Below are 21082 nucleotides of genomic sequence, written 5' to 3' on the forward strand. Positions count from 1 at the left end.
TCACTATAAAGTCCGCCACGCAACGCGCCGTCCGCGGTGAGCGGAACTCCTCGGCTCTAGAGCTGGCCGATCACGACGCCGAGCACCACGAGCCAGGCGAAAACGGAGGTGCTCACCAGACTGAGCAGGATGTGGACGGCCTCTCCAGCCGACGGCCGAGCGGAATCGATCCCCCGCTGCTCGCGCCGGCGGACGATGAAGAGCCAGTGCACGATGAAGAAGGCGAACGAGAACCCGAGCATCACCAGCGTGATGACGCGGCCGAGGCCGGAGGGCGGCTGTCCCACGAGCAATCCGGCGATCTGATGCAACGCGATCACTCCCCACGGCACGATGCCGATCGCGGCGCCGAACCAGAGGGGAAGCATCCGCTCGGTCGCCGGTCGCGGGGTGCGCTCTTCGAGCACGAAGAACAGGGTCATCGCGCTCGTCGCGGCATAGCTGAGCACGAGGGTACCGATGTCGGTGATGCCGTTCAGCTGGGCGACGAGAAACACGACGATTGACGAGCTGAAGGCGAACTCGAACCAGCGCGCGGGGTGGCGATCGCGGGACATGTGCGCGTAATAGATCGGGAAGATCCCCGGGGTGATCGCGAGCAGGCGAGCCACCCCCACGAACAGGCAGAGCACGACGGCACCGAAACCGAGGTCGAGGTGCACGAGCACGAAGCGGTGCGGATCTGCGGCAAGGTCGAGAGCGATCGGCAGGAGCACCCGCGTGGGAGCCGTCGCGAGCAAGAGCCACAGCGCGATCGCCTCGATCAGGAGCAGCGCTCCGGAAAGGCCGGAGATTCGACGAAGGTGGGCGCCCGTCACCGGCGGCCCACCCGCCAGCCGAGACAGAAGAGCAGCACGGCGATGCCGACACCGATCAGGATCGCGCCCACCGCGTGCGGCGTCGATGAGAACCACGGCATCGGCATGAAGGCGGTGCTGCTGAGCGGCGCGTAAGCGAACCACCCGAAACTCGCGGCGGGATCCGGCCTGAGCAGAAGGATCAGCCCGGAGAGGGCCAGCACCCCGGCGGTGACGGGGAGGATGATGCCCAGCATCAGTTCGCCGCGCCGGCGCGGGGAGTCTGCAGGCCGTTGAGACATGAGTGCAGCCTAGTTCTCGACCCTCCTCCGCCGCCGCCGCCAATGACAACGACAATGACAATGACAATGACAATGACAATGACAACGATGACGACGACAGTGCGCGATGGGGAGAAGGACGCGGGGATCCGTCAGTCCGGAGGTCGCGGCGCCCAGGTGAACTCCGGGGCCCGCTTCGCAGCGAAGGCGGCCGCACCGATCGCCGGGTCGTCGCTGCCGGCGACCTCCCGCTGCCACCGCTGATTCACGGCCGCCGCATCCGCACCCGATGCGATGGCATCGACGATCTGCTTCATCGCGTGGATCGAGAGTTGCGACCGCGCTGCCAGGCTGTTGGCGAGACTGGCGGCCTCACTCCACAGGTCTTGAGCCTCCACGACCGAGGTCACCATGCCCCAGCGTTCCGCCGTTGGCGCGTCCACAAGGTCGCCGCTGAAGAGCAGGTATTTCGCGACGGCGATCCCCGCGACGCTCACCAGTCGCTCGATGCCGGACAGCGGATAGACGATCCCGATGCGCGACGGGGTCACCCCGAAGGTCGCCCGGCTCGAGGCGAGGCGGATGTCGCACGCCGCCGCGAGCTGCCAGCCGCCGCCCACGCAGAATCCGTCGATGGCCGCGATGGTCGGCTGGGGGAACCGTGCCAGGGCATTCTCGCCCTCGGTCAGATGGCCGCCGTCCTGACCCGTCGGGGCATGCAGGATCCCATCGAGCTCACTGATGTCCGCACCGGCAGAGAAGTCCTCACCGGCACCGCGCACGATCAGCACCTTCACACTGTCGTCGCGCGCGAGCCGGGAGAGAAGCGGCGGGAACTGCTGCCACATCTCCGCCGAGAGCGCGTTGCGTTTGTGACCGTTGTCGATCACCAGCGTCGCGACGACTCCGGACTGGTGCACCGACAGCCCTGGCATGTCAGGAGGCTGTCTGCGTGGCTGCAGTCTTCACGATGCCGGAGGCGAGGAGCCCCGCAACCTGTTGATCGGTGAGTCCGAGCGCGGCGAGCACCGCCTCGGTGTCCTCCCCGAGCGCTGGTGGGGCTTTGCGGATCGGGAGCGCCTGGCCGTCCACCGAGATCGGCCCCCGAAGCAGCGGGAGGTCGGTGCCATCGGCCCTGGTCACGTGTTGCACCATGTCCAGGTGCTTCACCTGCGGGTCTTCGAAAACCTGCTGGTAGTTGTAGATCGGACCGGTGGGGATGCGCGCGTTGCGCAGTGCCTCGACCCATTCGAGTCCGGGGCGCGCGGCCAGGGCGAGTTCGAGCCGGGCGGTGAGGGCGTCCCGGTGGCTCAGCCGAAGCGAGCCCGTGGCGAAGTCGGCCTCCGAGGAGAGTTGCGGGTCGCCGACGAGTGCGCACAGATCCACCCACTGCTTGTCGTTGCCGACCGCGATGATGATCGGGATGTCTGCCGTCGCGAACATGCCATAGGGCGCGAGCACGGGATGGTTATTGCCCTGGGGCTCCGGCACCACCCCGGTGCTGAGGTAGCGCTGCCCCTGGAACGCGGAGATCGCGATCGCCGCCTCGAGGAGCGAGGTCGACACCTCACGGCCGCCTCCGGTGCGCTCCCGCCCAACGAGCGCCGCGACGATACCGAAGGCGGTGAAGACACCGGCATAGATGTCGATGATCGGGATGCCGACGCGGTAGAGCTCACTCGCGTTCTTGCCCGTCACCGACATGAGCCCCGACATCGCCTGCGCCACCTGGTCGAGTCCCGCCGTCTGGCTGAGCGGTCCGGTGCTACCGAAGCCACTCACCGAAGCGATGACGATCGAGGGCTTCTCGGCCCGGAGCCGCGCGGCATCCAGTCCCATATCGGCCATGACGCCGGGGCGGAAATTCTCGATGACCACGTCGGAAGCGAGGGCCAGACGGCGCAGGAGCGCCTTACCCTCCGGAGTGTAGAAATCGAGGGCGATCGAGGACTTGCCACGGTTGACCGAGTCGAAGTAGAGGCTGTGTTCGTTCTCGAACGGTGGCCACGCGCGCGTCGAATCCCCGCCCTTCATGCTCTCGACCTTGGTGATCGTGGCCCCCATGTCCGCGAGGAGGGCGGTCGCGTATGGGCCGGCGAGCGCGCGAGTGAGGTCGAGCACCGTGATGCCCTCGAGGGGCAGTGGCGCGCTCATCCCCGGAGCCGCACGTTGATCTGCTTCGTCTGGGTGAATCCGGCGAGCATGCCCTCGAGCGACACCTCGCGCCCGATTCCGCTCTGCTTGTAGCCGCCGTAGGACTGGCCGACCACCTGGCCGCCGCCCTGGTTCACCTGCACCCACCCGGCCTCGACGCGATGGGCCGTGCCCAGCGCCGCATCGAGATTGTGGCTCCAGACGAAGGCGGCGAGCCCGTAGTGGGAGTCGTTGGCCATGGCCACCACATCGTCGACCTCGCGCCACGGGATGGCGACGAGCACAGGCCCGAAGATCTCCTCCTGGGCGAGACGGAAGTCGTTGCGAGCACCGGCGAAGACCGTCGGCAGGTGGTAGAAACCCTCGGTGAGCGCACCTTCCGTCGGCGCTGAACCGCCGAGCGCCACCGTCATCGCGCTGTTCGCCCGACCGTCCGCAAGATACTCGTCGATCGAGGCGTGCTGCTTGCCGTTGATGATCGCACCCATATCGGATGCCTCATCGAGGGGATCCCCCACCGTCAGGGCGCCGAGGCGACCGACGAGACGGTCGAGAACCTCGTCGTAGATGTCTTCGTGCAGGAAGAGGCGGGATCCGGCCGTGCAGCTCTGTCCCTGGCGGGTGAATCGCGAGGCGAGAAGCAATCCGTCGATGAGTTCGTCGGTGTCCTGCGGTGTCGCGGTGGCGTCCGGGAACACGATCGAGGGGTTCTTGCCCCCCAGTTCGAGCGAGACATGTGCGAGGCGCTCCCCCGCCTGGCGGCCGACCCCGCGACCGACCTCGGTGGAGCCGGTGAAGGAGACCTTGTCAACGCCACGGTGCATCGCGAGAGCAGAGCCGATGAGGCTACCGCGACCGGTGAGCGCGTTGACGACACCGGCAGGGAGGTGGCGGTTGCAGACCTCCGCGAGCAGCAGGATCGTGAGTGGGGCGTCATCCGCGGCCTTGAGGATCACCGTGTTGCCCGCGGCGAGCGCCGCCGGCACCTTGAAGCCCGCGATCATCAGTGGCGAGTTCCACGGCAGGATGCACGCCACGACCCCGAGCGGCTCGAGCCGGGTGTACTGCAGCTGGTTGTCTCCGGCGGGCAACGTCGTGCCCTTCACCTCTCCGGCGATTCCGGAGAAGTAGCGGAAGAGCGCGACGAGGGTGGTCACCTCCGGGCGGGCCTGCGTGCGCAGCGCATTGCCGGTGTCGAGGGCGGTGAGGCGGGCGAAGTCCTCCGCTCGGGCTTCGATCTCGTCCGCGATGAGAGCGAGTGCCCGCGCCCGCTCGGTGAAGTGCCGAGCCCGCCAGGCCGGGAATGCGGCGCGCGCTGCGGCGACCGCGCGGTCGACGTCTTCGACCCCCGCAGCCGGAACGCGGCAGATCACGCTACCCCGGTGGGCGGGGTTGCTGACCTCTCGCCACTCACCGGTGGCGGACTCGACCTTTTCACCGCCGATCCACATGGGCTGGTCGGGGCCGGGAGTGGTGGCGAAGGTATCGACTGCGCCGGGAAGGAGGGTGGTGTCTGGCATGCGGGGCGTCCTAGCGGTTGGTGAAGTGCGGGGAGCGCTTCTCGATGAAGGCGCGCATCCCCTCCTTCTGGTCATCGGTGGCGAATACGGAATGGAAGACCCGGCGTTCGAAGCGGATGCCGGCATCCAGCGTGGTCTCGAAGGCAGCGTTCACGGCCTCCTTCGCGAGCATCGCAACCGGCAGAGACATGCCGGCGATCGTCGTCGCGGTGGCGAGCGCGTCGTCGAGCAGCGTGTCTGCGGCCACGACCCTGGCGACGAGACCGGCCCGCTCCGCCTCGTTCGCATCGATGGTGCGCCCGGTGAGGATGAGCTCCATGGCCTTGGCCTTGCCGACCGCCCGGGCGAGCCGCTGGGAGCCGCCGATGCCGGGGATCACGCCGAGCTTGATCTCCGGCTGGCCGAACTTGGCAGTGTCGGAGGCGATGATGAAGTCACACATCATGGCGAGCTCGCATCCCCCGCCGAGCGCGTGCCCGGAGACGGCGGCGATGAGCGGCGTGCGCACGGCGGCGAGCCTGTCCCAACCGGAGAACCAATCGGCGAGGTACATCTCCATGTAGCTCTGCGTCGACATCTCCTTGATGTCCGCTCCGGCGGCGAAGGCGCGGGCCGATCCGGTGATCACGATGGCTCCGATCCCGGCGTCGGCGTCGAGCTCGGTCGCGGCCGCCACGACGTCGTTCATCAGGGCGAGATTCAGAGCGTTGAGCGCCTCTGGCCGGTTGAGGGTGATGAGGCCGACGCGTCCACGTTGTTCGAGCAGGATGTTCTCGTAGTCGGTCATGCTGCCCTGCCCTCGGAGTTCTCACGGATGGTCTTAATGATGGCCGAGAAGTCGAGGCCGGCGCCGCCCTCGTCCGCGAATCGCCGGTAGATGGATGCCGCGAGCGGCGCGAGTTCGGCGGCGGTGCCGGTCGACTCCAGCGCCGCGAGCGCGAGCCCCAGGTCTTTCGCCATCAGGGCGCCCGCGAAACCGGGCTGGTAGTCGCGATTGGCGGGGCTCGCCGGCACCGGTCCCGGCACCGGGCAGTTGGTGGTGAGGGCCCAGCACTGACCGGAGGCCGTGGACGCCACATCGAAGAGCGCCTGGTTCGACAGCCCGAGTTTCTCGCCGAGCACGAATGCCTCGCTCACGGCGATCATCGAGACGCCGAGGATCAGGTTGTTGCAGATCTTCGCGGCCTGGCCGGCACCCGAGTCGCCGCAGTGCACGATCCGGCCGCCCATCACGGAGAGGATCGGCTCTGCCGCGGCGAAGTCCGCGACATCCGCTCCGACCATGAAGGTGAGGGTGCCGGCGGTCGCTCCCCCGACGCCGCCCGAGACCGGCGCATCCATCCCCCGGTGGCCCGCCGCCACGGCGAGGGACCGTGCGGTGCGGGCGTCCTCAACGTCGATCGTCGAGGAATCGATGAACAGGGTGCCCGGGGCCGCTGCGGCGAGCAGCCCATCGGAGTAGGCGTCGATCACGTGTTTCCCGCTCGGGAACATCGTGATGACCACCTCGGCGCCGGAAACTGCGGAGCCGGGATCCGGCGCGACGGTGACGCCGTTCTGCCTGGAGTGGTCGAGCGCGGCGGGCACCGGGTCGAAGCCCACCACCTCGTGACCGGCCTTCACGAGGTTGGCGGCCATCGGGCCGCCCATGTTGCCGAGTCCGAGAAAAGCGATTCTGGTCATGGGGTTCTCCTGTCTGCGGCGGCCGTCGTCGATGACAGGCCGAGTTCCTGAATCGGGGGTTCGCTGCCGTCGAGGCCCGCGAAATAGGCCTCGATGTCGCCCCGGGTCACGTCGACGAGAGCCGGCGGCGACCAGTGCGGGGTGCGGTCCTTGTCGATCACCTGGGCGCGCACGCCCTCCACGAGCTCCGTGCCCCGAGCGAAACGCACGGAGACGCGGAACTCCTGGTCGAGCACCTCTTCGAGCGTTCCGAGCGCTCGTGCCCGGCGCAGGGACTCGAGAGTGACGCTGACCGCCGTCGGCGATTTGGCGAGAATCGCGGATGCCGCGGCCCTGGCCGCTTCGACCGGTGAGGCCGAAAGCCGCTCCACGATCTCCGTGGCGTCGTCAGAGGCGTAGCAGGCATCGATCCACTCCCGCTGCTCGAGCAGCGCGGATACCGGCGGAGCCGTGGCGACGGCGGCGACCGCCTCCGCGGCATCGCGCGTTTCCAGTGCGATGGCGAGGCCGGCGAGCGCCTCGCTCGGCACGAAGTGGTCGGCGAGGCCGAGGGCGATCGCGTCCGCCCCGGTGACCGTACCGGCGGTGAGTCCGAGGTGGGTGCCGAGCTCTCCGGGCGCACGCGAGAGCAGGAAGGTGCCGCCGACATCCGGAACGAACCCGATTCCCGTCTCCGGCATGCCCACCCTGCTGCGTTCGGTGACGATGCGCACGGATCCGTGCGCGGAGATCCCCACTCCTCCGCCGAGCACCACGCCGTCCATCACTGCCACATAGGGCTTGGTGTACCTGGCGATGTGCGCATTGAGCGCGTACTCATCGGCCCAGAACTTCGCCGATTCGTCACCGCCGGCTTTCGCGTCCGTGTAGATCGCGACGATGTCACCGCCGGCACACAGGCCGCGTTCCCCCGCGCCCGTGATGAGCACTGTCGACACGGAGTCGTCGCGCTCCCACCCATCCAGCGTCGCCGCGATGGTCTGCACCATGCCGTGGGTCAGGGCGTTGATCGCCCTCGGCCGGTTCAAGACGATATGGCCGAGCCGTCCGCGGCGCTCGACCAGCACGTCCTCGTCGGTCGACGTCCCCGGGCCCATCAGGCTTCCGCCAGGCTTCGGCCGATGATGAGGCGCATGATCTCGTTGGTCCCTTCGAGGATCTGGTGCACTCGCAGGTCTCGCACGATGCGTTCCAGTCCGTACTCCGCCAGATAACCGTAGCCGCCGTGCAACTGGATGGCCGAGTTGGCGACGGTGAATCCCGCGTCGGTCGCGACCCGTTTCGCCATCGCGCAGAGGCGCACCTTGTCCGCATCGCCGCGGTCGAGGGCATCCGCCGCTCGAGCGAGGAGCGTGCGTGCCGATTCGAGTTCGGTGTCCATGTCGGCGAGCTGGAAGAGCAGTGCTTGTTGCTCGATCAGTGGGGCTCCGAAGGCCCTGCGTTCCTTGAGATACGCGACGCTCTTATCGAGCGCAGCCTGGCCGCCTCCCAGCGAACAGGCGCCGATGTTGACCCTCCCGCCGTCCAGTCCGCTCATCGCGATACCGAAGCCGTCGCCCTCCCGGCCGAGCAGGTTCGCGACGGGCACCCGCACCCCGTCGAAGAAGACCTGCCTGGTCGGCTGGGCATGCCAGCCCATCTTCTTCTCCAGCGGTCCGAAGCTGAGTCCGGGAGTGCCGTCCGGCACCACGATGGCGCTGATGCCATGGCTGCCGGTATCGGCGGTGCGTGCCATCACGATGTAGAACGCCGAAGTCCCCGCTCCGGAGATGAACTGCTTCACGCCGTCTATCACGTAGTCGTCTCCGTCGCGCACCGCTCGGGTGCTGAGGGCCGCGGCATCCGATCCGACCCCGGGCTCGGTGAGGCAATAGCTGCCGAGGGCCTCCATCGAGGCGAGCTGCGGCACCCATTCGGCACACTGCTCGTCCGTGCCGAAGCTGTCGATCATCCAGGTGACCATGTTGTGAATCGAGATGTAGGCCGCGATCGTTGTGTCGCCCTTGGCCAACTCCTCGAAGATGAGCACCGCGTCGGCTCGGCTGAGACCCGATCCGCCGAATTGTTCCCGGGAGTAGATGCCGCCCATGCCCAACTCGCCCGCTTGGCGCAGCACGTCGACGGGAAAGTGGTGGGTCTCGTCCCACTCGGCCGCATGGGGCGCGAGCGATTCGGCGGCGAATTGGCGCACCATCTGAACGATCGCCGCCTGGTCTTCGGTTACTCCGTACATCTCCCCCAATTTACTAGGACTTCCGAGTATTTTTACTAGGACTTCCGAGTACTTTCAGAAAAATGCGAATTGGTGAGGGCCGCGCCGCTTGCGAGAATGACGGTATGCGCGCCCCTTCCGTGGTCTCGGTCAGCCGAGATGACCGTCACCGGTTCAGCAAGCCCGTGGTGGACCGGATAGTGCTCCTCGACGGGCTCGGAATCGAGGGGGATGCGCATTGCGGGGCGACGACACAGCACCGGTACCTCGTGAAGAAGGACCCGACGCGGGCCAATCTCTGCCAGGTCCACCTGATCGGCGTCGAGCTCTATGACGACCTCGTGACAGCCGGCTGGGTGATCGCGCCCGGTGAGCTCGGCGAGAACGTGACGACGCGCGGTATCGACCTGATGGGGCTGCCGACCGGAAGCATCCTGCACCTGGGCAGCGAAGCGAGCATCGAGATCACCGGCAAGCGAAGCCCGTGCAGCCAGATCAACGGCTTCCAGCCCGGACTGGTGAAGGCAGTGTTCGGAGTGGATGGGTCGGGCCGCACGCAGTCACGGGCGGGCATCATGGGCATCGTGCTCAGTGGAGGGGTGGTGCTCCCGGGGGATTCCCTTCGGGTCACTCTGCCCGCGGAGCCCTTCCGTGCGCTGGTCGCGGTCTGATCACCGAGCCATGCCGGTGGCAGGAATCAGTCGACGATGACACCGAGGTGGGACGCGAAGAGCGGGGCGAACAGGGATAGCTGGTAGTCGTCGATCGTGACGCCCCGCAAGCCCTCGAGTCCGTTCACCGTTGCGAGGGTCGTCGATCTGAGGTCGACATCCGCCAGTGTCGCTCTGGTGACATCCAGGGTCTCAACGCGGCAGTTGCGCAGGGCGATGCGCGTGCCGCGGCAGCCTCCGAGATCGAGGTCGGTGATCGTGCAGTCCTCGATCAACAGATCGGTGATGGTGGATGTGCGCAGGTTGAGGTAGTCGATCTTGCCCCCGCGCAGATGCAGCGAGGTGATGTTCGCCTCGAAGAGTTCCGCGGAACCCCAGCGGGGATTGACGATCACCACCTCACGCCAGGTCGTGCGCGCGGCCAGCAGTGAAGGGGCGAAGGAGTCCGAGATACGGCACTCGACGAACCGAGCGCCCCGCAACTGTGTGCCGTCGAGGGTCACTGCCGAGAAGTCGCACTCGGTGAAGAGGCTGGCGGTGAGGTCGTATCCGGTCAGGTCGCTTCCCTCATAGTGCTCGCGTTCCCTCTCGTCATTGCGGGTGAGCCGGGTGCCGTCGGTCTCGTCGAGGGGCGGGAGGGATGCGAGCGGCATCCGGGGGGCTTTGGCGGGAGCGGTCACGCCCTCCACTCTTCCACCTCGGCTCGGGGCATCCGTTCCTGCACCGAATCGCGAGCTGATTGATCCTCGCACTCGTCAGCCACTAACCTGAGCGGACGCCGTTCGAGGGGGAACCAGAACATGGCCGAGACAGGTCCACCGAGCGCACGGGGTGCCGGCGGAGGGACGCCGACCGGGCTCGATCTTCGCCGCTTCGCCGGCCGTGTGCTGTTCCCGCGCACTCCCGCCGACCTCACCGACACCACGCGGTGCCCCGCCTGTTTCTCGTCGTTGGTCGGCGGGGCCTGCCAGGACTGCCGACTGGACCTGTCCCATCCCGCAGCCGTCGAGATCGTCGCCCTCTCCCAGCAGAGCGCCGAACTCCTCGACCGGCGCCTCGAGGTCATCGGCAGGATCCGCTACGACACGGGTCAGGCCATACTCGCGCTGGAGGAGCAGAGGGAGGAGAAGGAGCGGGCGCGGGATGACGTCCCCGTCTTCTCGGCGGCTGCGACGGACCCCTTCAGCGCCCTCATTTCGACACCGCTGCCCCCGGCTGCGCGAGCGGGCAGCGTCCCGGCCGCCATCCGCGGGACGACTCGACCGGAGCCGACTCCCCCCGAGGGGGCAAACCCTCAGACGGCCGACCCGGGGGCACCGGCTCCCCGACGCTCGAGCGTGCAGGTGCTCCTGCTCATCGTCGGCATCTCGCTCCTGTCGGTCGCCGCGATCTTCTTCCTCGTCTATGCCTTCATCAATTTCGGCATTCTGGGCCGATCGCTCGTCATCGCCGGGGTCACGATCGCCTCCTTCGTCGTCGCCTCGACTCTGCGCCGCCGCTCTCTCACCTCGACCGCCGAGGGCATCGCGGTGCTCGCGGTGGTCCTCGTCTATCTCGACGCCTTCGCCATCCGCGCCAACGACTTCTTCTCGCTGGGGTCTACAGATGTCACTGCATTCTGGGGAGCGACCCTGCTCGTGACCGCGGCGGGCTTCCTGGCCTGGCACCGCTTCTCAGGTCTCCGAACCGCCCACCTGATCGGATTCGTTGCCATAGTTCCGGGGACCGCCCTGTTGGTCGGCGCACTGGCCGATGGCGCGGATGACGGCACCCGGATCTTCGTCGCGTTCGCCGCTGCGGCGCTGGCGGGTGTCGCGCATCGCTTCACCGGGCGGCCGGCGACCGCCACGCGAGCGGCCTTCTCCGGTCGTGCCGAGCGCCTGATGGTGGTCGGTTTCACCGGCGGAGCCCTGGTCGGCGCGCTCGTCGCGGCCGCCACGCTGGCGCCCGGCCAGCCCTGGGCATCGACACCGGCGTTCCTGGTGGTGGCGGCCATCGCCGCCCTTCAGGCCCGGCTCGTGGGCTCAGATCCCCGCACTCCCGCCGTGCCCTCCACCGCCGTCTCCGCCGCCGTCTCCGCCACTGTCGGCGCCAGTGTCTTCGCCGCTGTCGGCGGGGTGGGCGCAGCGGTGGCCGTGGCCGCGGGAGCGCTCCGGTTCGGCGAGCTCACCGCGGTAGTGATCCTCGCCCCGGTCTGGGCCGTGCTGGTCACCCTCGCGGGGGAATGGCTCTGGCGGCGATCCAGACACTCCCCGAGTGCCGCGATCGCGCATCGCCGCAGCCTCGTGGTCGCCACGATCTCGGCCGGAACCGTGGCGGCGATCGCGCTGCTCTACCCCCTGGGTGTGACCATCTCCTCCGTCGTGGGCGCCGTCTCCCGCAGCATCTCGTCGGCCTGGGCGCTGGGGCCTAACGACGAAGTGTTTCGCGCAACCAACCTCGACGCGCTCGCGGTCACGGCGCTGGTGGCCTGTGGGCTGATGACAGCGGCGGCCTGGGCGGCCGGCGGTTCCGTTCGGTCTCGGGACAGCATCCTGGGCGGGTTCGCCGCCTTCGTCCTGGTCGTCGCCGTTCCGCTCGCGGTCACGGTGGCTCCGGTCGTGACCGCGTGGCTCGTGATTGCCGCGGCGGCCCTCACCGGGCTTCTGCTCTCTCACCGCTACCGGCGCGGCGCCCGGCTTCGAGCGCCAGCGATGGTGCTTCTCGCCGTCTCCGGGGTGCTGGGCTATGTGGTCTCCTGGGGCAGCACCTCCACCTGGTGGATCGGTTCGCTCGCCGCTGTTGCGCTGCTCCTCGCCTCACGGCTTCTCCCGGGCAGTGCCCTCGGTCGTGCCACTGCGGCCGGAACTGCCGCAATCATCGTGCTCATCGGGTCGGCCGCGGCGGCACGCCAACTGGCTCTGCCCTTTCAGCCGGATTCCCCGGTCGATTCCTCCAATACCCTTCGCTTCGTCGGCTGTGCCGCGACAGTCCTGATCGGTGTCTCCGCGTTCCGCCTGACCGCGGGTTTCTCGCGGCTCGATCGGCGGGTGGTGTTCTGGGTCGGCCTCGCCGCCGCCACGGCGTCGTTCGGCGTGCTCGCCCTGTCGCTCTGGTCGCTCTCTGCGAGTGAACGGATGTCGCTGCTGCTGCCCGAACCGGGCACGAGCCTCGCGGCGAGTGCGGCCCTCCTGGCGGCACTGCTCCTCGTGGCGTTGCGCCCTCCGGGCCGGGGGCTGCCCGCTTCGGGGTCGGGAGTTTCGGGGACGGCGGTTTCGGGGCTGGCAGTCGAACGGGTCGTGGCATCGATCGCGCTCTCCCCCGTGCTCTCGCTCGTGGTGGACTCCTTCGCCCGGGTGATCGGGCTGCCGGAACTGGTTCGATCGGTCGGGCCGATCACCGCCGCCCTTTTCGCCGCGGTCGGAATCCTCGTCGTCGCGGCTCGTCGCGTCCGGCCGAGCACGCTCGCAGCAGAGAAGCTCGCCGTGGAGAACCTCGCAGCAGAAGGCACAAACGCGGTTCCGAACAGGAACAGATGGCTCGGTCGACGATGGGCGCGGGAACTCGGAGTGCTTCTGGTCGCCGTTCCGAGCGTCGTCGTCGGCGTGGCCCGCCAGGACTCTGTGACCTGGCTCGTGCTCCTCGTCGCCGCGCTCGACGCCCTGGTGCTGGCGACGAGTCCCGACGGGCTGGTGGGTTCTGTTTCCCCGAGACGCCACATTGGCTGGGTCTCCCTCGCGCTGGCGACGGCCGGACTCTGGTGGCAGCTCGTGAGCGCCGGCATCACGAATCTCGAACCCTACGTCTTGCCACTCTCGGGGGTGCTGCTACTCGTGGCGCTGTCGGTCTGGCGCGCGACGCCCGTGATGACCGCGTCCGGGCCGAGTCTCGTCGCGCCGGCGATCACCCTCGTGGCTCTGCTCGGGTCGATTCTCCCGCTCGCGGCGAGCGGAGCGACCGGTCCACCGCTCCGCGCGCTGCTGACCGGAGGCATTTCGGCGGCACTGCTGCTCGTGGGCGGCATCTTTCGCGGCAGCACCGCGTCCCGCCCCTATCTCGACTCGATCGGCCTCGCCGGTGCACTCGGGGTCATCACCGTCGAAGTCGGTCGCAGTACAAGCCTCCTCACGCAACCCGGCGCACCCGACATCCGTCTCGACGGCTTGCTGACTGCGGGTCTGGTCCTGCTGCTCGTGGCCGGGATCGGCCAGGCGCGGGATCGGGGAGACTACAGCGCGGCCTGGCGCTCTGTGGTGAGTCAGTTGCTCGGGCTGTTTGGGCTCGTGATCCTCCTCACTTTCGAACTCGCGGCGCTCGACGCGACATCTCTCGGCGGAATCCGGGCGGTCGGGGTGATACTGCTCCTCTGTGCCGTGCACGTGGTCGCCGTCCTCCTGCGCCGCGCGCCCTTCACGCACGCGGTCGCGTGGATGGCGATCGCCGGAGCCGCGGTCGCGGGCATCGGTGCCCTCGTCACGGGAGCCGTCGACGTCGTCGAAATCGCCTCCGTGCCGGTGGCCGTTGCGCTGATCCTCACCGGCGCGATCACGCTCTCACGGGTGCCGACGGCCCGAACCTGGCCGTGGCTCGCACCGGGGATCGCCGCGTTGCTCCTCCCCTCGCTCATCGCGACCGCCGGCCAGCCGCCCCTCTGGAGGCTCGTGGGACTCGGGGTGGTAGCCGTGGCGATCATCGTCGTGAGTGCGATCCTGCGCCTGCAGGCGCCGTTCCTGATCGCCGTCGTCATCGTGCTGGTGCATGCGGGCGCGACCTTCGCACCGCAGATCCGCGTGATCTACGAATCGGTGGAATGGTGGCTCTGGTTCGTGCCCGTCGGCATCGCGGTCGTGGTCTTCGCGGCCCGATTCGAGAAGAGCGTCCTGGGGATGAAGAGCGTCGCAATGCGCATCCGCGCCCTCCGCTGAGAGCCCCGTACCGCCTCTCGAACCGAGGATTTCCCACACCCCCCATTCGGGGGTCTGTGCTGTCCCCCCTAAGGGGGACTATCGTGATCTCACCGCACCCGAAAAGCCCTTTGCGGTAGGGCAAATCCCCACAGGAGCTCCCCGATGCCTTCAGTGAACAACTCCCCTGTACCCGCCGGCTGGTACCGCGACCCGCTCGGCCTTCCCCAGCTGCGCTGGTGGAACGGCCTCAGCTGGACGAACCGGATCGAAGAACACCGACCGGAGATCCAGATGGCGACGCCCGACGCCGAGGAGTCGAACCTGGTGGCCGCTCGCTGAGTGACGCTTCACCCGCAGCCTGAGCAATCAGCGCTGCAGCCAGGCCAGTACCGCAAGCACGCGCCGGTGGTCATTGCCCGAATCGTCGAGTCCCAGCTTCTGGAAGATCGACGTGACGTTCTTCTCCACCGCGCCAGTACCGACGACCATGGCAGCCGCGATCGCCGCATTCGTGCGACCTTCCGCCATGTGAGTCAAGACTTCACGTTCCCTGGGCGTGAGCGAGCCGAGCGGATCGTGTCGGCGCCCGAGTAACTGTGCAACGACTTCGGGGTCAAGCACAGTTCCGCCCGACGCGATCCGTTCGATCGCTTCTTCGAGCTCCGCGAGCGATGCGACGCGATCCTTCAGCAGATAACCGATCCCGCCGGTGCCCGAGGACAGCAGTTCCTGCGCGTAGGCGATCTCCACGTACTGCGACAGCAACAGGATGCCGAGCTTCGGCATCAGTTGCCGGGCTCGGATGGCGGCGCGCACCCCTTCGTCCCGGAAGGTGGGCGGCATCCGCACATCGAGCACGATCAGGTCGGGGTTCTTCGACTCGAGGTCTGTGAGCAGCGAATCGGCATCCGGGTAAGAGCCCGCGACCTCGAGTCCAGCCTCGACGAGCACGCGCACCAGACCCTCCCGCAGCAGGACGGAGTCGTCCGCCACGAGCACTCGGAGCGGAGCGGAGGCTTCGGTCGATTCGGTCACGCCACCACCCTAGGGGCCGGTGGCCTCGTCTTTGAGGAGGGTGGCCCGGGAGCTGCGCTCAGGAGGACCCGGGAGCTGTGCTCAGGAGAGGGGCAGAAGAGCGGAGACGACGGTCGGACCGCCGTCGGGACTCTTCAGCACCAGGTGGCCCCCGAGACCGCGGAGGCGCTCCTCGAGACCGGCCAGCCCGTGCCCGGCCACCACCGTCGCACCGCCCCTGCCGTCATCCGTCACCGAGATCTCCAGGCCGCCCCCGTCGCCCAGCCCGACCCGCAGCGCGATCGAGGTCGCCGAGGCATGCTTTGCCACGTTGGTGAGCAGCTCACTCGCCACGAAATACGCGTTGCGCTCGATCTCCTGTGGCAGCAGCACCGGCGTGGGAAGCGCGTTCACCAGCGTCACCGGCACGGGGCTGCGTACCGCGAGGGAATCGAGCGCGGCGATCAGGCCACGATCGAGCAGGATGGGTGGGGCGAAGCCGCGCGACAGCGCCCGAAGCTCTTCGAGTGCTTCACGGGACTGGTCCCTGGCCTCGGAGATGAGGGTTCGCGCGGCATCCGGGTCCGAGGCGAGCTGTCGCTCGGCCGCAGCCAGATCCATCTGCAGTCGGACGAGCCGCTGCTGTGGCCCATCGTGGATGTCGCGCTCGAGGCGACGGAGCGCTGTCCCCTCGGCCGACACAGCGGCCGTCCGCGACGCCGAGAGATCGGCGACTTCGCCCTGCAGCTCGGCGATGCGGAAGCGTCCGAGCATCCCGACCGCGACCACGTAGTGGAGCATCGTCATTCCGCGGGTGATGAACGGCAGAGTGACCGCGAAGATCACCCCGATGGCGAGGTAGACGAGGTCGTCGGCGAGCACCGGATCGGGGGTCCAGCCCGGGGCGAAGGTGCGGGCGATCCAATCGGAAACGTGCCAGTCCCCGCGCCCGGTGGGAATGAACCGGGAATAGAACCAGTAGCTGAGGCCGGACAATGCGACGACGGTCCACGTGAAGGACAGGATCCAGGTGAACAGTCCGACCGCGAAGTTGACGACGAGGCCGTGCAACAGGTAGAGCTAGTAGTGCGGGTTGAGCAGGGTGCCGAAGAGCCTCGCCCAGAAGCCTGTGGCGGTCGGTTTCGTCCAGTCCGGGCCGGCGATGGCTGGACGACCCGCCCAGCGGAGGCGCAGGAGTTCGAGCATCCCGAATCCGCGCGCCGCCCAGAGCGAACCGATGATCAGGAAGATGCCGAAGAAGGTCACCAGGGTGCCGAAGCCGGTGGAAATGCCGGTGACCAGCACCGTGAACGACACGATGACGAGGGGAAGGGTGAGCAGCAGGAACCCGAGCTCCCGCGGCACAGCGCGCCAGAGACTCCCGTACAGGGATCGCGGGCGCGGAACTGTGATGGTCACAGGGTCCAGAGTGGCAGAGTCGGTGGAGGTCATGGAGCAAGCCTCGCGAACGGCCGCGCCGCGCGACATCCGGTAGCCACACCGGTGTGGAGTGGGGTTAGCCCCCGGGCGTGCAGAGCTCGCCGGTTTAGGAGGATCCGCTCCAGGCCGCCGGGACGATGGTCCAGATCAGCTCGGTCTCGGCGTCGGATTCGTTGTCCCAGGAGTGCGGTTCGCGTCCGGCGAAGGTCATGGTGTCCCCCTCCGCGAGATCGACCCGACCGCTGACCAACCGCACCCGGAGGCTCCCCCGCACAACGTGAAGCACCTCGACGTCGCAGTTGATCGTGTAGAGCTCTTCCCCTCCGGACGCGCCGGGCTCGAGCACCGACCGCAGCAACTGCACCCGAGCCTCGCTGCGCGGAGTGAGCAGCTTCTCCACCGCGCCGATGCCGCCCATGTTGATGCGCGGTGCCTCGGCGAGCGCGACGACCTCGTTCTCCGGCGGCTCGAACAGCGAACCGAGTTTGAGCGAGAGCACCTGGCACAGCGTGACGAGGGTCGACACGCTCGGTGAGGTCTCATCGCGCTCCACCCGACTGATGAAGCCGGTGCTCAGCCCGCTCGCCGTGGCGACGTCCGCCATGGTGAGCGACTGCGCCAGTCTCGTCGCCCGCAGCTTGGCGCCGATGGCGAGCGGGGATCCCGATGGCGCGGGGTGGACTGCTCGCATGTACGGTTCTCCGGTCGGATCAGCGGGGTGTCATCGCTGAAAGGATCTCATACGCGACGTGTGAGGCGGCGACAGCCGTCACCTGAGCGTGATCGTAGGCCGGGGCGACCTCCACGACGTCGGCTCCGACGATCGTCAGCGGGCTGAGGGCACGGATGATCGCGAGCAGCTCGCGACTCGTCAATCCACCGGCCTCTGGGGTGCCCGTTCCCGGGGCGTGGGACGGGTCGAGCACATCGATGTCGACCGAGATGTACACCGGCCGGTCGCCGAGCCGGGCGAGCATCCGTTCGATGACCCGCGCCAGGCCGTCGGTCTCGAACTCGTGGGCGGCAATGACGGCGAAACCGAGGCGGGCATCATCCGTGAGGTCCTGCCGGCTGTAGAGGGGACCGCGGATGCCGATGTGCAGGCTCGCCTCGAGGTCGATGAGCCCTTCCTCTGAGGCCCGACGAAAGGGTGTTCCGTGGGTCACCGGGGCGCCGAAGTAGGTGTCCCAGGTGTCGAGGTGAGCGTCGAAGTGGAGCACGGCTACCGGGCCGGTGCGCTTGGTGACGGCCCGGAGCAGTGGCAGGGCGATGGTGTGGTCCCCGCCGATGGTGAGAAGGCGGGTGCCGTCGGCGCCGAGCCGCGTTGCCGCCTCCTCGATCTGGGCGACTGCCTCCTCGATGTTGAACGGGTTGGCAGCGATGTCCCCCGCGTCCACGATCTGCTGGGTCGAGAACGGCTCTACATCCTGCACCGGGTTGTAGGGGCGCAGCAGGCGGGATGCCTCGCGAACGTGCGCCGGCCCGAACCGGGCGCCCGGACGGTAGCTCACTCCGCTGTCGAATGGCACGCCGACGACCGCGATGTCGGCGCGGGGCACGTCTTCGATCCGCGGGAGACGGGCGAAGGTGGCGATGCCGGCGTATCGGGGCGAGACGCTCGCATCCGATGGTCCGAGGGGTGTTGTCATGGGGTTCTTCCTGTTGGAGGGTTCGTGCGGCGGAAAGATCAGTCGGCAACCCGCAATGCGACGGCGCGCACGGGAGCGCCATCGGCGGCTTCGAAGGCGATGGGCAGCAGGGAGATGAGCGGGTCCTCGAAGTCGATCGACTGAAGGTTAGTGAGATTCTCGCTGATCACACCGGCGACATCGGCGATGAGGTGATGCACCGGGAAGCCCTCGCCGGGATGGTCGTCATCGGGAGTCTCGTCGATATTGATCGCGTCGATCCCGAAGGTGCGCACCCCGAGGGCGATGAGGCGTGCACACGCGTCCGCATCGAGGAAGGGATTCTCGAAATATTCGTCGGTGCCGTAGTGGGCACTCCACCCGGTGTGGAGCAGGACGATGCTCCCGGCCACCAGAGCATGTTCGAGCCCGGCGAAGTAGTCCCACGTGATGCGCCCGCGTGCCCCGGCTCTCCGGGCGTCGACGACCACGCCCGGACCGATGAACCGGTCGAGGGGCAATTCATCGAGTTTGGGCGCGTCGGCATCGAAGTGGAACGGCGCGTCGACGTGGGTGCCGGTCTGCGACCCCATCGAGACGCTGAGCAGGTTGAATCCGTCGTGCTCGATCGTGGAGTGGGGGCGGAATCGCGGCACGGGATCGCCGGGGTAGACCTGCGTCGTGGCATTGACCACCAGCGAGAGATCGACGACCGCTTTTAGCTTCATAGTCAAAAACTATTGCACATGGAACAACACCCCGCTAGTGTCGGGCCAACCCTCGAGCCCTCGCCGGGCCCGTTCGCTTCGTCGAAAGCACTTCACATGAGCACACGCCCCGATATCCGCCCCGACTCCCCCACCGAGGTGTTGAACGCGCGCCCCAAGATCACCGAGGTGGAGGTTCATGGGGTCGACACGATTCCCGACGCCGACCGCACCTCCACCTGGCTCGACCTGCTGCGAATCCAGTTCGGCGGCGCCAACACCTTCGCCACCGTTCTGCTCGGCACCTTCCCCATCGTGCTCGGACTCTCGTTCTGGCAGGCGGTGCTCGCCACCGTCTCCGGTGTGCTGCTCGGCACCATCTTCCTCATGCCGATGGGACTGTTCGGCCCGAAGACGGGAACCAACAACGCCGTCTCGTCGGCCGCCTTCTTCGGTGTGCGCGGTCGGATCGTCGGCTCATTCCTCTCACTCCTCACGGCGGTGGCGTTCTACTCGATCTCGGTCTGGGTGAGCGGTGACGCGCTCGTTGGCGCGCTGACCCGGCTCGGCGGCATCCCCGACTCGCTCGGCCTTCGCACCCTCGTCTACGGTGTCATCGGCGTGATCGTGATCGTCGTGGTGGTCTTCGGATTCCAGTTCATGTTGCTGGTGAACAAGACAGCGGTGATCGCCAACACCATCCTGATCCTGCTCGCGATCGTCGCCTTCAGCGGCACCTTCGACAGCTCCTACGACCCCGGGCCGAAAGGCTTCGCCCTCGGCGGGTTCTGGGCGACCTTCGTCGCCGCGGCCCTCATAGTGGCATCGAACCCCATCTCGTTCGGCGCCTTCCTCGGCGACTGGGCCCGCTACATCCCGCGCAACACGCCCCCGCGCAAGCTCCTTGCCGCGACGCTGTTCGGGCAGCTGCTCACCCTCATCCCCTTCCTGTTCGGGGTGGCGACCGCCACGATCGTCGCCGGCAAGAGCGACTACGTCGTCGCACTGATCCAGGCCTCACCCATCTGGTACGCCGTGCTGCTCATGGTCGTCGCCTTCATCGGCGGCCTCTCCACCGGCACCACCTCGCTCTACGGCACCGGGCTCGACTTCTCCTCGGTGTTCCCGAAGTTCAGCCGGGTGCAGGCCACCATCGGCATCGGAGTCGTGGCTTTCCTGTTCATCCTCACCGGCCGGATCTTCTTCGACCTGCTCGGCGCAGTCAACGCCTTCGTGGGCGCGATCATCGTGACCACGACTCCGTGGATGGTGATCATGGCGATCGGATACATCGTGCGACGCGGAAGCTTCCGTCCCCGTGACCTCCAGGTGTTCAACCGCGGCGAGATCGGCGGCAGCTACTGGTTCCGCAACGGGGTGAACTGGCGCGGCATGGTGGCGTGGCTCGGCGCGGCGGCCCTCGGCCTGCTCTTCGCGAACTACCCGCCGATCATCATCGGACCGTTCATCAACGTCGGCGGCGGCATCGACCTCAGCCTCGCTGTTGCGGTGGTATCCGGCGCGGTGCTGTACCTCGGTGCTCTCTGGCTGTTCCCCGAACCGCGCTACGTCTTCGGGGACGAGGGCCCGCGGGGAGTGCGGAGCCTGCCGGGCGAACCCCGCCCGATCGAGACCGATCACACCTCCACCGCAGCCCGGATCGCCGCCCGCCGGACGGAAGCGGCCTCATGATGGACGCCACCGTGCCGACCGAGGCGGACGCCCTGGCCGCAGCGGACCGCATCATCGACGACTTCGCCCACCACCGTCGGGATGCCTACTTCGCAGGATTCTCCCCGGAGGCCACATTCCTGTTCCACAACGTTGACCACCGCCTCGAAGCCCGCAAAGCCTACGAGGAGCTGTGGGCGGAGTGGGAGGCCGAGGGATTCCACGTGCGGGGGTGCAGGTCGTCGAATCGTCGCATCCAACTGCTCGGGACGGTAGCGGTGTTCAGCCACGATGTCGACACCGACGCCGAGGTCGCGGGGGTCGCGGAGACCTCGCACGAACGCGAGACGATTGTGCTGGCCTTCGATGACGGGGCCTGGCTCGGGGTGCACGAGCACCTCTCGAAGCGGGAGTAGCT

At 67.9% G+C, this 21082-nt stretch carries 21 protein-coding genes; 5 read left to right on the forward strand and 16 right to left on the reverse strand.

Annotation, left to right across the window (positions count from 1 at the left end):
- Window positions 1–56: 56 nt before the first annotated feature.
- The 9 genes from heR to VLI63_RS02985 all read right to left on the reverse strand — a co-directional run bounded on the left by heR (window position 57) and on the right by VLI63_RS02985 (window position 8668).
- Window positions 57–818 carry a heliorhodopsin HeR gene (gene heR / locus VLI63_RS02945; protein ID WP_409155428.1) on the reverse strand — a complete coding sequence of 254 codons (762 nt, stop codon included), beginning with the start codon at window positions 816–818 and terminating at the stop codon, window positions 57–59.
- A complete protein-coding gene (locus VLI63_RS02950; RefSeq protein ID WP_409155429.1) occupies window positions 815–1099 on the reverse strand; it encodes a hypothetical protein in 285 nt (94 codons plus the stop codon). Before VLI63_RS02950 ends, heR begins: the two co-directional genes overlap by 4 nt.
- Before the next feature lie 131 nt (window positions 1100–1230).
- The gene (locus tag VLI63_RS02955) at window positions 1231–2013 is read right to left on the reverse strand and encodes an enoyl-CoA hydratase/isomerase family protein (RefSeq protein WP_409155430.1); all 783 of its coding nucleotides are present in this window, start codon (window positions 2011–2013) and stop codon (window positions 1231–1233) included.
- A 1-nt stretch (window position 2014) separates the two neighbouring features.
- Window positions 2015–3232, reverse strand: coding sequence for a CaiB/BaiF CoA transferase family protein (locus VLI63_RS02960; protein ID WP_409155431.1), 1218 nt, complete (start codon window positions 3230–3232; stop codon window positions 2015–2017).
- Complete coding sequence (locus tag VLI63_RS02965; RefSeq protein WP_409155432.1) at window positions 3229–4752, reverse strand: aldehyde dehydrogenase family protein; 1524 nt, start codon at window positions 4750–4752, stop codon at window positions 3229–3231. Before VLI63_RS02965 ends, VLI63_RS02960 begins: the two co-directional genes overlap by 4 nt.
- A 10-nt stretch (window positions 4753–4762) precedes the next feature.
- Window positions 4763–5539, reverse strand: a complete 777-nt coding sequence (locus VLI63_RS02970) for an enoyl-CoA hydratase (protein ID WP_409155433.1) — start codon at window positions 5537–5539, stop codon at window positions 4763–4765.
- Window positions 5536–6435, reverse strand: a complete 900-nt coding sequence (gene mmsB, locus VLI63_RS02975) for a 3-hydroxyisobutyrate dehydrogenase (protein ID WP_409155434.1) — start codon at window positions 6433–6435, stop codon at window positions 5536–5538. Before mmsB ends, VLI63_RS02970 begins: the two co-directional genes overlap by 4 nt.
- A complete protein-coding gene (locus tag VLI63_RS02980; protein ID WP_409155435.1) occupies window positions 6432–7532 on the reverse strand; it encodes an enoyl-CoA hydratase/isomerase family protein in 1101 nt (366 codons plus the stop codon). Before VLI63_RS02980 ends, mmsB begins: the two co-directional genes overlap by 4 nt.
- On the reverse strand, window positions 7532–8668 hold the full coding sequence (locus VLI63_RS02985; protein WP_409155436.1) for an acyl-CoA dehydrogenase family protein: 1137 nt from the start codon (window positions 8666–8668) through the stop codon (window positions 7532–7534). Before VLI63_RS02985 ends, VLI63_RS02980 begins: the two co-directional genes overlap by 1 nt.
- Window positions 8669–8772: 104 nt before the next feature.
- Between VLI63_RS02985 and VLI63_RS02990 the strand changes: the two genes are divergently transcribed.
- Complete coding sequence (locus VLI63_RS02990; RefSeq protein ID WP_409155437.1) at window positions 8773–9318, forward strand: MOSC domain-containing protein; 546 nt, start codon at window positions 8773–8775, stop codon at window positions 9316–9318.
- A gap of 26 nt (window positions 9319–9344) precedes the next feature.
- On the opposite strand, the gene VLI63_RS02995 is transcribed toward VLI63_RS02990, so the two are convergent.
- A complete protein-coding gene (locus tag VLI63_RS02995; RefSeq protein WP_409155438.1) occupies window positions 9345–9998 on the reverse strand; it encodes a pentapeptide repeat-containing protein in 654 nt (217 codons plus the stop codon).
- Between the two features lie 120 nt (window positions 9999–10118).
- Between VLI63_RS02995 and VLI63_RS03000 the strand changes: the two genes are divergently transcribed.
- Both VLI63_RS03000 and VLI63_RS03005 read left to right on the forward strand, forming a co-directional pair.
- Complete coding sequence (locus VLI63_RS03000) at window positions 10119–14222, forward strand: SCO7613 C-terminal domain-containing membrane protein (protein WP_409155439.1); 4104 nt, start codon at window positions 10119–10121, stop codon at window positions 14220–14222.
- 144 nt (window positions 14223–14366) lie between these two features.
- Window positions 14367–14543 carry a DUF2510 domain-containing protein gene (locus tag VLI63_RS03005; RefSeq protein ID WP_185200985.1) on the forward strand — a complete coding sequence of 59 codons (177 nt, stop codon included), beginning with the start codon at window positions 14367–14369 and terminating at the stop codon, window positions 14541–14543.
- 27 nt (window positions 14544–14570) lie between these two features.
- Here the strand turns inward: VLI63_RS03005 and VLI63_RS03010 are convergent, their stop codons facing one another.
- The 6 genes from VLI63_RS03010 to VLI63_RS03035 all read right to left on the reverse strand — a co-directional run bounded on the left by VLI63_RS03010 (window position 14571) and on the right by VLI63_RS03035 (window position 19014).
- A complete protein-coding gene (locus VLI63_RS03010) occupies window positions 14571–15239 on the reverse strand; it encodes a response regulator (protein ID WP_409155440.1) in 669 nt (222 codons plus the stop codon).
- Between the two features lie 81 nt (window positions 15240–15320).
- Complete coding sequence (locus VLI63_RS03015; RefSeq protein WP_409155441.1) at window positions 15321–16289, reverse strand: histidine kinase; 969 nt, start codon at window positions 16287–16289, stop codon at window positions 15321–15323.
- A gap of 9 nt (window positions 16290–16298) precedes the next feature.
- A complete protein-coding gene (locus tag VLI63_RS03020) occupies window positions 16299–16670 on the reverse strand; it encodes a sensor domain-containing protein (RefSeq protein ID WP_409155442.1) in 372 nt (123 codons plus the stop codon).
- A gap of 94 nt (window positions 16671–16764) precedes the next feature.
- Window positions 16765–17349 carry a helix-turn-helix domain-containing protein gene (locus VLI63_RS03025; protein ID WP_354574953.1) on the reverse strand — a complete coding sequence of 195 codons (585 nt, stop codon included), beginning with the start codon at window positions 17347–17349 and terminating at the stop codon, window positions 16765–16767.
- 19 nt (window positions 17350–17368) lie between these two features.
- Window positions 17369–18307: an agmatinase gene (gene speB, locus VLI63_RS03030; protein ID WP_354574952.1), complete on the reverse strand. Its 939-nt coding sequence runs from the start codon at window positions 18305–18307 to the stop codon at window positions 17369–17371.
- A gap of 38 nt (window positions 18308–18345) precedes the next feature.
- Complete coding sequence (locus VLI63_RS03035; protein WP_354574951.1) at window positions 18346–19014, reverse strand: cyclase family protein; 669 nt, start codon at window positions 19012–19014, stop codon at window positions 18346–18348.
- Between the two features lie 96 nt (window positions 19015–19110).
- Between VLI63_RS03035 and VLI63_RS03040 the strand changes: the two genes are divergently transcribed.
- Window positions 19111–20685: a cytosine permease gene (locus tag VLI63_RS03040; RefSeq protein ID WP_354574950.1), complete on the forward strand. Its 1575-nt coding sequence runs from the start codon at window positions 19111–19113 to the stop codon at window positions 20683–20685.
- Window positions 20682–21080: a nuclear transport factor 2 family protein gene (locus VLI63_RS03045; RefSeq protein WP_354574949.1), complete on the forward strand. Its 399-nt coding sequence runs from the start codon at window positions 20682–20684 to the stop codon at window positions 21078–21080. The genes VLI63_RS03040 and VLI63_RS03045 overlap by 4 nt, the downstream gene beginning before the upstream one ends.
- Window positions 21081–21082 lie beyond the last annotated feature (2 nt).

Origin of the sequence: Lacisediminihabitans sp. H27-G8 (assembly GCF_046156175.1) — a bacterium.
Classification (GTDB): domain Bacteria; phylum Actinomycetota; class Actinomycetes; order Actinomycetales; family Microbacteriaceae; genus Lacisediminihabitans.

Excerpts from the sequence above, each read along its gene's own strand:
- VLI63_RS02960 (WP_409155431.1), bottom strand. The coding sequence starts at position 3,232 with ATGAGCGCGCCACTGCCCCTCGAGGGCATCACGGTGCTCGACCTCACT.
- VLI63_RS02985 (WP_409155436.1), bottom strand. The coding sequence starts at position 8,668 with ATGTACGGAGTAACCGAAGACCAGGCGGCGATCGTTCAGATGGTGCGC.
- VLI63_RS03000 (WP_409155439.1), top strand. The coding sequence starts at position 10,119 with ATGGCCGAGACAGGTCCACCGAGCGCACGGGGTGCCGGCGGAGGGACG.
- VLI63_RS03020 (WP_409155442.1), bottom strand. The coding sequence starts at position 16,670 with ATGACCTCCACCGACTCTGCCACTCTGGACCCTGTGACCATCACAGTT.
- mmsB (WP_409155434.1), bottom strand. The coding sequence starts at position 6,435 with ATGACCAGAATCGCTTTTCTCGGACTCGGCAACATGGGCGGCCCGATG.
- VLI63_RS03035 (WP_354574951.1), bottom strand. The coding sequence starts at position 19,014 with ATGAAGCTAAAAGCGGTCGTCGATCTCTCGCTGGTGGTCAATGCCACG.
- VLI63_RS03025 (WP_354574953.1), bottom strand. The coding sequence starts at position 17,349 with ATGCGAGCAGTCCACCCCGCGCCATCGGGATCCCCGCTCGCCATCGGC.
- VLI63_RS02955 (WP_409155430.1), bottom strand. The coding sequence starts at position 2,013 with ATGCCAGGGCTGTCGGTGCACCAGTCCGGAGTCGTCGCGACGCTGGTG.
- VLI63_RS03005 (WP_185200985.1), top strand. The coding sequence starts at position 14,367 with ATGCCTTCAGTGAACAACTCCCCTGTACCCGCCGGCTGGTACCGCGAC.
- speB (WP_354574952.1), bottom strand. The coding sequence starts at position 18,307 with ATGACAACACCCCTCGGACCATCGGATGCGAGCGTCTCGCCCCGATAC.
- VLI63_RS03045 (WP_354574949.1), top strand. The coding sequence starts at position 20,682 with ATGATGGACGCCACCGTGCCGACCGAGGCGGACGCCCTGGCCGCAGCG.
- VLI63_RS02970 (WP_409155433.1), bottom strand. The coding sequence starts at position 5,539 with ATGACCGACTACGAGAACATCCTGCTCGAACAACGTGGACGCGTCGGC.
- VLI63_RS02990 (WP_409155437.1), top strand. The coding sequence starts at position 8,773 with ATGCGCGCCCCTTCCGTGGTCTCGGTCAGCCGAGATGACCGTCACCGG.
- VLI63_RS02965 (WP_409155432.1), bottom strand. The coding sequence starts at position 4,752 with ATGCCAGACACCACCCTCCTTCCCGGCGCAGTCGATACCTTCGCCACC.
- VLI63_RS03040 (WP_354574950.1), top strand. The coding sequence starts at position 19,111 with ATGAGCACACGCCCCGATATCCGCCCCGACTCCCCCACCGAGGTGTTG.
- VLI63_RS02980 (WP_409155435.1), bottom strand. The coding sequence starts at position 7,532 with ATGGGCCCGGGGACGTCGACCGACGAGGACGTGCTGGTCGAGCGCCGC.
- VLI63_RS02950 (WP_409155429.1), bottom strand. The coding sequence starts at position 1,099 with ATGTCTCAACGGCCTGCAGACTCCCCGCGCCGGCGCGGCGAACTGATG.